Origin of the sequence: Kocuria sp. ZOR0020 (genome assembly GCF_000800955.1) — a bacterium.
Lineage (GTDB): Bacteria > Actinomycetota > Actinomycetes > Actinomycetales > Micrococcaceae > Kocuria > Kocuria subflava.
The window spans coordinates 1-9,564 of record NZ_JROX01000210.1 but is presented as its reverse complement, the minus strand read 5'-3'; the positions used below and the strand labels follow the sequence as shown (position 1 = coordinate 9,564).

Genomic DNA, 9,564 nt, shown 5'->3' with positions numbered 1-9,564 from the left:
CACGCACCCCGCTTGGGCCCTTACCCACACTCACTTGGGAAGGGCCAGCAATGTTGACACCGATTGACACAAGACTGAAAGCAATAACAGCAACCACCACGTTGACGAATCACGTCTTTCTAATTGTTCTCCACACAATATGCCACCTATCCGATAATTGGCGCATTTGCGGCTATTCACCCGGATGTCTCCACAAGATGCATGTGTGACTGATGGCGGCGCAATTCGCGCATGCTGTTGAGGGGAGTGCAATAGGTCGAAACCCTTGCGGTGATCTAGGTACTAAAGCTACGGGTCAGAACCAGATCCGACTAGAGGTTGACCTTCATTGGCCACCAGACTTGATATTTTTTGTAAAGACTTCCTCATGGAACCGGGGCGGATCGTCAGTCAACCTCGTAGAGCAGAAACGGCGAGTGGTTCATCAAGCCGTTCTGTGAATGGAACTTGCGCACTTGACCTTGGCTGATCCTCAACTTGACTGTCTCGACAGGTTGAAGAGATCCCTGGACCTGTCGTCGGCCGTATCGAACCCCGATCCCTAGTTCTATTTCGCCTGGCGCAATGTAAATGGGGATGAACCTCCCCCACCGGAGGTCATGATAATCCCCATCGATGACCGCCACCGGTGTGGCAAATAGGCGCAGGAACCAACAATTCATGGGATGGCCAGTCACCTGGAGAACCAGTTGCGTCCTCTAACTGCCCCGACTTTGAGCATCTTGCCAGCTGTTCACCACACGAAAACTACAGGTCACGGCACGTTAGGGCACATGTGGTCTACGCAGAGCCATGACGAGGCCAGGGGAATGAACGGTGGAATGGGTCGCTGACGCTGAGAGGTGAGTTGTCCCGGTCGTCGTCGTTGAGCGGTGAACTGTGCCGCTCATCAGCGCTGATGAGCGGCACAGTTCGCTTCTCGGCGGGGAGGGGGAGTCGATTGGCGGCAGAACTCGCTTCTGGGCGGGAACGGGGACCGACCCGGCGAGTCGCGCGCTACCTACGGTCGGATACCTTGCATCACCCCCGCCGAGTTGGCCGTTTGATCGCCCCTGAGCGGTTCAGCAGCGATCAAACGGCCTACTCGGCGGAGAGGGGCAGGCGGTCCCAGGGCCCTGAGACCCCGTGCGGATCCACAGCAGGCATGTAGAATCTGTCAAATGCCTCACGTTTTGCCAGAACCTCACGCCGGTTTCCAGCCGGTGTTCTGGCATGCCCAGCAACCGGGCACCAACGGATATGTTTCCACGTGGGGTGAGCAGCAGGCGGGTAGCCCGCCGTCACGCGTCAACGCCTGATCACAGGACCCAGCGGCCTGCCCTGCGCAACACCCAGGAGCTGGCCGCCATGCCCGCTACCCGCTCGCACTAGGTGGTCTATTGCTTCTCACAAGCGTTGTCATCTCAGCCATCACCTGCCTCCTGGCGCCCCTGTTGACCAAGGTGGCCGGCCGCAACGCCGGTTGGTTCCTGGCCTTGCCCTTGTTTGCTGCCGCCGCGGCGGTCATCAGCGCAGCCGCTGGGGGCCTGGACACTCCTGTGACAGAGTCCGTCCCCTGGATCCCGTCCCTGGGTGTGGAGTTCTCCCTGCGCCTGGACGGCCTGGGGCTCATGTTCGCCCTGCTGGTGTTGATCCTGGGCGGGCTGATCCTGGCGTACTCCTCCCGTTACCTGGGCAAACAGGGCAAGCACGGTTCGTTCTACCTGCTGATGACCACCTTTGCCGCCTCCATGCTGGTGTTGGTGCTCACGGACGATCTGATCGTGATGTTTGTGGCCTGGGAGTTCACCACACTGTGTTCGTTTTTCTTGATCGGCCGCTCCGGCCCGGACGCACGGGAACCCGCCGTGCGCACCTTGCTGGTCACGGTGGCCGGCGGTCTGCTGCTGTTGGCCGCGGTGGCCATGATGGCCGTGGGCACGGGCACCACCCGCATCAGCGAGGTCCTCACCGATCCCATCTGGAGCACCGACGCCGCTTTCACCACCACCGTTGCCGTGCTCCTGGCCGGTGCCGCGTTCACCAAGTCGGCCCAGTTCCCGTTCCAGGCCTGGTTGCCGGATTCCATGGTGGCCATCACCCCGGTTTCCGCCTACCTGCACGCCGCAGCCATGGTCAAGGCCGGCATCTACCTCCTGTTGCGCTTCTCCCCCGCCCTGGCCGGAGAGACTGTCTGGACCGTTCTGCTGGTCACCTCCGGTCTGATCACAGCGCTGCTGGGAGCCGCCGGTGCCCTGCGCCGGTTCGACCTCAAGGAACTGTTGGCTTACTCCACCATCAGCCAGTTGGGTCTGCTGGTGGTCATGATCGGCGTGGGAACCCAGGCCACGCTCGCTGCCGCTGCGGTGCACACCGTGGCCCACGCACTGTTCAAATCCGCCTTGTTCATGCTGATCGGCGTGATCGATCATGAGGCCGGTACCCGCGACATCCGCAAACTCCAACACATGCGCCTGCGCATGCCGGTCACCCTGACCGCGCTGATCCTTGGTTCGGCCTCCATGGCGGGCCTCCCGCCGTTGCTGGGTTTTGTGAGCAAGGAAGGCATGTTCGCTGCGTTCCTGGAGGTCCCCGGGCCTGCGTGGTTCCCGGTGCTGTTGATTGCCGGAACAGCGACGACGTCCGTGCTCACCTTGGCCTATTCCGCTCGCATTGTCCTGGGTGCCTTCACCGGCAAGACCTTTGGCGCAGGCCAGACACAAACGGAGCCAGAGAAGGACGTTCACGAGGCTCCGGTCTCCTTCTGGATCGTGCCCGCTCTGGGTGCTGCAGCCGGGCTGGTCCTGGGTGTCCTCCCGTTCCTGTTGGACGGTCTGATCAGCCCGTCCGCCACCGCCGCCGTTGGTTCCCCCGTGGACACCCACCTGGAGTTGTGGCACGGCTTCAACGCGGCGTTGGCCATCTCCGCCGTCGTGATTGCCGCCGGTACCGCCCTGGTGCTGGCCCGCCGCCCCGTGGAGGCCTTCATGGTCCCGCGCGGCATCCCGTTCTCCGGGCTGACCGCCGTGGACTGGACCCGCAAGGCCATCATCCGCACAGGTGCCGTGGTGGGCAGCTGGTCCGGTTCCACCTCACCGCGCCGCCACCTGGGGATCCCCGCCGTGTGCTTGGCGATCATCGCCCTGGCTGGAGTGTTCACGGTGGGTGAGCTGCCGTCCGTGGTCGGGAATCCGTCCCGCCCGGAGGACTGGCTGCTGTTGATCCTGGTTGCCGCCGGTGTGGGTTCGGCGGTCTACAGCCGCACCCGGTACACGGCCATTGTGGTCACGGGCATCATCGGGTTCGCCATGACGGTCTGGTATTTCCTGCTGGGGGCAGCGGATGTGGCCCTGACCCAGTTGCTGGTGGAAATCCTGACCGTGTGTGTGCTGGTTCTGGTGCTGCGCCGACTGCCCAACCGCTTCCCGCGGGAATCCACCAAGGCGCGCATTGGCGCCGGCACCGTGGCTGTCCTGGCCGGTGTGGCCACCACCGTGGGTGTGCTGGCCCTGACCGGGCGGCGTGAGATGTCTGAGGCCGCCAACTACTTCATGACCCAAGGCGAGGACGCCACGGGTGGCGCCAACCTGGTCAACACCATCCTCGTGGACTTCCGTGCCCTGGACACCCTGGGTGAGGTCACCGTGCTGGGTGTGGCCGGCATTGCCATTGCGGCCCTGCTAAGCTCCCGAGCACCCGCTGCGATTCGTTCGGCCCGCCTGGACAGGGAAACCCCCATTTACAGCGCCGTGGAGAACTCTGTGTTTCTGCGCGTGACCACCAAGGTCCTGGGGCCGTTGATCATTGTGCTCTCCCTCTACCTGCTGCTGCGTGGACACCAGGAGCCGGGCGGCGGGTTCATCTCCGCCCTGGTGGGTGGCGCGGGCTTTGCCCTGCTCTACCTGGCTGCTCCATCGGATGCCGCGGCCCGGATCCGCTGGCCGTACCTGAGCCTGATCGGCGCCGGATTCATCGTGGGTGCCGGCACCGGGTTCCTGGGGTACCTGGAAGGCTCCTTCCTCACCCCGCTGCACGTGGAGATCCTGGACATCAAACTCACCTCACCGCTGCTGTTCGACGTCGGCGTGTACCTGGGAGTCCTGGGCGTGATGCTGGCGGCCTTCAACCTCCTGGGCCGCCATGACCGCCACTCCGACCCCACACACCCCAGCCACGACGCCGAAGACGACGAGCACGACGCCTACCTGACCGAAGACGACGAGGGGGCTGCACGATGACCATCGCCATAACCATCGGAATCCTGGTGGCCGGAGCCACCTACCTGTTCCTGCAACGGGAAATGCTGCGGATCATCCTGGGCTTCATCCTGCTGGGTCACGCCGGCAACCTGATCCTGATTGCCGCCGGCGGCACGGACCGCCGCGAGGAACCATTCGGCACGCCCGTGGACACCTCCGTGGTGGCCGACCCCCTGCCGCAGGCCTTTGTGCTCACGGCCATTGTGATCGCCTTCTCCATCACCATTTTCATGCTGGTCCTGGCGGTCACCGGCAAGGACGACGACGACACCACCGAACCTCACGGTGATGATGATGACCCTGAGTTCAACGTGTCCACCCTGCCCAATGGCATCATCCAGCCCGAGGACGTCACCACGCAGAGCCTCAACATGGGGCTGACGGATCACGGCGGCAGCAGCCGCCTGGACACCACCGCACAGGCTGCCGCGCCGTCCGCCCAGCAGCAGGGGGGTGCGCGATGACCGCGGCCCTTCTGCCCTTCTTCATCGGCATCCCGTTTGTTTCAGCGGGCCTGCTGAGCATCTTTGGCAACCGCCCGGCGCTGCACGTGGGTCTGCTGATGGCCAACCTGGTGGGCTCCATGGTGGCCGGTTTCGCCTTGGTGGCTCACTTCACGGGTTCAGGTCCCATGGCCCACGGTGTGGCCCTGTGGCCGTTCGGCATTGCCATTCCGTTTGCCGCAGACATGTTCACCGCGCTGATGCTCTCCGTGACGGGTCTGCTGTCTGTGACGTGCGCAGTGTTCGCCCTGTATTCGGGCTATGCCACCTCCCAGTACCTCGCGCCCCTGCTGCTGGTGTTGGTGGCCGGTGTCAACGGCGCGCTGCTCACGGCGGATCTGTTCAACCTGTTCGTGTTCGTGGAGGTCATGCTGTTGCCCTCCTACGGGTTGTTCGTGTTGGCATCCCGGGCCAAGGCACCGTTCCGGCAGATCGCCGGGGCCCGGTTGTACGTGACCATCAACCTGTTGACCTCAACCATCTTCCTGGGTGGTGTGGGCTTTGTGTACGGCACGGCCGGCACCGTCAACATGGGTGAACTGGCGGGGCTGGCCCGTGAGGACAACACCGTGGCCATTGCCACCGCGGTGGTGCTCTTTGCCCTGAGTATCAAGGCTTCCGTGGTACCGGTTCACGGCTGGTTGGCCCGTGCCTATCCGTCCACGTCCCCCGCCATCACGGCGTTGTTCTCCGGTCTGCACACCAAGGTGGCCATATATGCCATCTACCGCATATACGCTGTGGTGTTCGACGGCGATTCCCGCTTCCTCTGGGTGGGAGTCCTGCTGTTCAGCCTTACCATGATCATCGGCGTGCTGGGGGCCGTGGGGGAAACCACCACCCGCTCCATCCTGGCCTTCCACATGGTCAGCCAGATCGGTTACATCCTGCTGGGCGTTGCCCTGTTCACGGAGTTCGGTCTGACGGCCGGCATCTTCTACCTGCTGCACCACATGATCGTGAAGGCTTCCCTGTTCCTGTCAACGGGCGCCATCGAGATCAAGTACGGCACCGGAACACTGGGCCGGGTGCCGGAGATCCTCAAACGGGAGCCGGTGATCGCCGTCGCGTTCTTTGTGGCAGCACTCTCCCTGGCCGGACTGCCGCCATTCTCCGGGTTCGTGGCCAAGGTGTCCTTGATCATGGCCTCCATCCAGGCGCAGGAAGTTGCTGCAGCCGTGGTGATGATTGTGGTCAGCCTGTTCACGGTGCTGTCCATGATCAAGATCTGGTCCGGGGTGTTCTGGGGCGGCAGGACCTCCATGGACCAACCGGAAGTGGAACCCGGTCTGCCCGCCGGCACCAACGTGGGCACCCTGACTCGCCAACAAACGGAGCAGCTGGCTCAGCCCACCTCCCGGATCGGTGTGGGCCTGGCCGCCCCGGCCGTGATCCTGGCAGCCGTGACCCTGGGCCTGGGCCTGGGCGCGGAGATGCTCATGGGCCTGTCCCAGACAGCTGCAGCCGGATTGCTTGACACCAGCTCATACGTGAATGCGGTGATGAACTCATGACATGGCTGACCTGGCCCTTTCGGCTGATGTTCTTTGGCCTCTGGTACGCCAAGGAACTGGTGGTCTCAAGCGTTGCGGTCATCAAGGACAACCTGACCCCCGGGCAGGACTCCACCACCGGCCTGACCCGCATGACCACCCGCTGCCGCAATGACTGGGAACTGACCCTGCTGGCAGCCCTGATCACGGTGACCCCTGGCACGCTGGTGATCGGCAACACCACGGAGAACGGGCGCCGTGTGCTGTTTGTGCACACCCTGTATTTCCCGGATGCTGACGTCTCCCGGAAGGAGCTTGCGGGCATGGAAACCCAAATGCTGACCGCGGTGCGCCGGGAAGGAGCCCCCTCATGATCGGCGTGGACATCGGCCTGGTCATCCTGACCCTGGCATGTGTTGCCTCCACCTACCGGATGTTCGCCGGGCCCACGGATGCTGACCGTGCGGCGGCAGCTGACCTGCTGCTGTTCGGTGTGGTGGGACTGCTGGCCTTGATCGGAGTGCGGACCACCAGCGCCTTCACCTTTGACATCGTGCTGGTGGCGGCCCTTGTGGGCTTCCTGGGAGCGGTTTCCTTTGCCCGTGCACTGACCAGGGGGAAGCGATGAGCACAGCAGCAGCCATTTTCGGCGACATCATGATTGTGGGCGGGGCCCTTGTTTTTGCCACCGCCGCCCTGGGCTTGTTGCGTTTCCCGGACGTCTACACCCGGATCTCCGCGGTGGGAACTGCAGCTGGCATCGGCATTGTCCTGGTGGTGGTGGGTGCACTGTTGCACCAGCCCACCATTCCGGACGTGATCAAGGTGCTGGTGATCATCGCCCTGCAGCTGATCACCTCTGCCATCGGCAGCATTGCCATTGCCCGCTCGGCTTATCTGATGGATGCCCACATCGATGAATTCGTGTTCGATGACCTGGCCGAACACCATACGGACGAAGCTTGGCGGACCTGACCCTGCCTACCCCGGTCAGGCGGTGCCTCAAGGCTGACCACCTGACCGGGGTGTGATCGCAACTCAGAACGGCCACGCCTTTTGCAGGCCGTCCGGGCGCCCCACCTCCCGGTAGTACTCCATGCCGAACGCGGCCTGGAACTGGTCCTGCGGGAAGGCCAGCAAGTGCTGGACGTCCTCCTGCGAGCCGTGGGCAGCCAGGGCGTTGCGCTTGACCGCCAACAACTCCGGGGTCAGCTCCACTGCCCAGTGCAGTTCAGATTCCGGTAACCCAAGGCCGTTGCCGTCATCACCGGGGTGTTCGGGGTCGAACAGGGTTTCCGGATCTGCACCGGCAGCCACTGCGGCTTCAAATCGACGCCGCATCTCATCCCGGTTCATGGTGGTTTCCAACAGGCGCACGGGCTTGGCCGCCAGTTCCGCGGCACGGTGAGCCACGGTGTGCACCTTCACGTGGTCCGGGTGTCCGTAGTTTCCGTGCCAGTCATAGCCCACCAGCACATCGGCGTTTTCCTCATCCAGGATGGCAGCCACCTTGGCGGCCGCTTCCTCAACGTCAGCCACCATGAAGCAACCGTCCAAGGAGGTCTGCTCCCATCCGGTCATCCCGGAATCCGAATAGCCCAACCACTCCACACGGTGAATCCCGATCACCGCCGCAGCTTTGGCGGCCTCCTGGCGGCGGTGTTCCACCACGGACAGCACGGAAGCCCCGTCCTCCGTTGGCTTGGGTGGGGTTCCGTGATCGCCGTTGGTGGCAATGATCTCCACCACCCGGTGTCCCTCTCGGACGGCCTTGGCCATGGTCCCGGAGGTTCCCGAGGATTCGTCGTCGGGATGGGCGTGCAGGAACACCAGGACGGAGGTGGGACTGTGGAGTGCATTGCTTTCTGACATGTTTGGAACAACTGTGCTGGGGCAAGTGTTCTTCCGCATGCACCACGTGAGTTTGCCGTCATTGTTGGCCTCACCCCAGATCACCTGCATTCACCGGCCGCGCGCCGTCACATCGATCGTCAGGAACCACACCCGTGGCACGTACCTCCACACCCTCACCTCCCCGATCCTCCAGCCGCGGTCACGACGACGCAGCCATCACCACGGGGCGCGCGGTCATTGCCATCATTGCCCTGTCCGTTGGTGGATTTGCCATTGGCACCACCGAGTTTATGACCATGGGTGTGCTGCCACAGATTGCCGAGTCATTGGGTGTCTCCGAACCCGAGGCCGGTCACGCGATCTCCGCCTACGCCTTGGGTGTGGTGGTGGGTGTCCCGGTGCTCTCCATCTTGGGGGCACGGCTACCGCGGAAGGGCCTGCTCCTGGGGCTGATGGGGGCCTACGGGCTGTTCAACCTGGTCAGTGCCGTGGCCACGTCCTACCAGATGTTCACTCTGGCCAGGTTCTTCGATGGTATGCCTCACGGGGCATATTTTGGGGTGGCGTCCCTGGTGGCGGCTGGTTTGGTGCAACCGCAGTTCCGTGGACGCGCTGTGGCCGGTGTGCTCCTGGGCTTGTCCATCGCCAATGTGATCGGTGTCCCTGCCTCCACCTGGATGGGACAGATCTACGGCTGGCGTTCCACCTACCTGCTGGCCGCCGGCATCTCCGCGCTGACCGTGGTGCTGGTGATGATCTTTGTGCCGCGCACACCACGTGACCGTCACGCCAACGGTTTGGCGGAGGCCAAGGACTTCTTCCGGCGCCGCCAGGTGTGGCTCACCATGGGCGCCGGTGCCGTGGGCTTTGGTGGCCTGTTCGCCATCTACTCCTACATCGCCACCACTGTGACAGACGTGGGTGGGCTGGCCGCATCCACCGTTCCCATCTTCCTGCTGGCATTTGGACTGGGCATGACCGTGGGCACCTGGTTGGCTGGTGAGCTGGCACGGTGGTCCATCCGAAAGTCCCTGCTGCTTGGATCTGCCGGCTCCGCCGTGGTGATGGTGCTCTTCTGGGTGGTCATCCCCGCCGGCTGGTGGGCGTTGCCGGTTCTGTTCCTGGTCACGGCAGTCAGCTCCATCCTGGTGACCAACCTCCAGCTGCGCCTCATGGACGTGGCAGGGGATGCCGTGACCCTGGGGGCAGCCATGAACCACGCCTCCCTGAACCTGGCCAACGCCCTGGGCGCCTGGACCGGTGGTCTGGTGATCACCGCCGGGTTGGGTTACCGCACGCCGTCGTTGGTGGGAGCTGCCATGGCCCTGCTGGGTGCTGCGATTCTGCTGTTCGCCTTCCGCCTGGAGGACAATCAGCCCGCATCCACACGTTCCGGCCGCTCACGCTGAGACCACCACCTCCAGCCGAGTAGTCAAAAAACTCGCCCCTGAGCGCTCAGGGGCGAGTTTTTTGACT

Annotated in this window: 9 protein-coding genes; 8 read left to right on the top strand and 1 reads right to left on the bottom strand. The window is 63.6% G+C overall.

Annotated elements, in window-relative coordinates; translation table 11 throughout:
* Positions 1-1,160: 1,160 nt before the first annotated feature.
* The 7 genes from L979_RS15950 (at position 1,161) to L979_RS11605 (ending at position 7,209) form a co-directional block, all read left to right on the top strand.
* Entirely contained in the window at positions 1,161-1,298 is a 138-nt protein-coding gene (locus L979_RS15950) for a hypothetical protein (RefSeq protein ID WP_156125572.1), read from the top strand.
* A gap of 81 nt (positions 1,299-1,379) precedes the next feature.
* Complete coding sequence (locus L979_RS11630; RefSeq protein WP_052209847.1) at positions 1,380-4,217, top strand: DUF4040 family protein; 2,838 nt, start codon at positions 1,380-1,382, stop codon at positions 4,215-4,217.
* Positions 4,214-4,702 (top strand): sodium:proton antiporter, encoded by a 489-nt coding sequence (locus tag L979_RS11625; RefSeq protein WP_081994411.1) that lies wholly within the window; start codon positions 4,214-4,216, stop codon positions 4,700-4,702. Before L979_RS11630 ends, L979_RS11625 begins: the two co-directional genes overlap by 4 nt.
* Positions 4,699-6,255, top strand: coding sequence for a monovalent cation/H+ antiporter subunit D family protein (locus L979_RS11620; protein WP_047692371.1), 1,557 nt, complete (start codon positions 4,699-4,701; stop codon positions 6,253-6,255). Before L979_RS11625 ends, L979_RS11620 begins: the two co-directional genes overlap by 4 nt.
* A complete protein-coding gene (locus L979_RS11615) occupies positions 6,252-6,608 on the top strand; it encodes a Na+/H+ antiporter subunit E (RefSeq protein WP_047692370.1) in 357 nt (118 codons plus the stop codon). Before L979_RS11620 ends, L979_RS11615 begins: the two co-directional genes overlap by 4 nt.
* On the top strand, positions 6,605-6,862 hold the full coding sequence (locus L979_RS11610) for a monovalent cation/H+ antiporter complex subunit F (protein ID WP_047692369.1): 258 nt from the start codon (positions 6,605-6,607) through the stop codon (positions 6,860-6,862). Before L979_RS11615 ends, L979_RS11610 begins: the two co-directional genes overlap by 4 nt.
* Positions 6,859-7,209 carry a monovalent cation/H(+) antiporter subunit G gene (locus L979_RS11605; protein ID WP_047692368.1) on the top strand — a complete coding sequence of 117 codons (351 nt, stop codon included), beginning with the start codon at positions 6,859-6,861 and terminating at the stop codon, positions 7,207-7,209. The genes L979_RS11610 and L979_RS11605 overlap by 4 nt, the downstream gene beginning before the upstream one ends.
* 63 nt (positions 7,210-7,272) lie before the next feature.
* Here the strand turns inward: L979_RS11605 and L979_RS11600 are convergent, their stop codons facing one another.
* Entirely contained in the window at positions 7,273-8,106 is an 834-nt protein-coding gene (locus L979_RS11600; protein WP_047692374.1) for a PIG-L deacetylase family protein, read from the bottom strand.
* Positions 8,107-8,240: 134 nt separating this feature from the next.
* On the opposite strand from L979_RS11600, the gene L979_RS11595 reads away from it, so the two are divergent.
* The gene (locus L979_RS11595; RefSeq protein ID WP_231559526.1) at positions 8,241-9,497 is read left to right on the top strand and encodes an MFS transporter; all 1,257 of its coding nucleotides are present in this window, start codon (positions 8,241-8,243) and stop codon (positions 9,495-9,497) included.
* The last annotated feature ends 67 nt before the right edge of the window (positions 9,498-9,564 follow it).

What these genes read in the sequence shown, in the direction of transcription:
- L979_RS15950 (WP_156125572.1), top strand. Translation starts at nt 1,161, where the DNA reads ATGCCTCACGTTTTGCCAGAACCTCACGCCGGTTTCCAGCCGGTGTTC.
- L979_RS11625 (WP_081994411.1), top strand. Translation starts at nt 4,214, where the DNA reads ATGACCATCGCCATAACCATCGGAATCCTGGTGGCCGGAGCCACCTAC.
- L979_RS11620 (WP_047692371.1), top strand. Translation starts at nt 4,699, where the DNA reads ATGACCGCGGCCCTTCTGCCCTTCTTCATCGGCATCCCGTTTGTTTCA.
- L979_RS11615 (WP_047692370.1), top strand. Translation starts at nt 6,252, where the DNA reads ATGACATGGCTGACCTGGCCCTTTCGGCTGATGTTCTTTGGCCTCTGG.
- L979_RS11610 (WP_047692369.1), top strand. Translation starts at nt 6,605, where the DNA reads ATGATCGGCGTGGACATCGGCCTGGTCATCCTGACCCTGGCATGTGTT.
- L979_RS11605 (WP_047692368.1), top strand. Translation starts at nt 6,859, where the DNA reads ATGAGCACAGCAGCAGCCATTTTCGGCGACATCATGATTGTGGGCGGG.
- L979_RS11600 (WP_047692374.1), bottom strand. Translation starts at nt 8,106, where the DNA reads ATGTCAGAAAGCAATGCACTCCACAGTCCCACCTCCGTCCTGGTGTTC.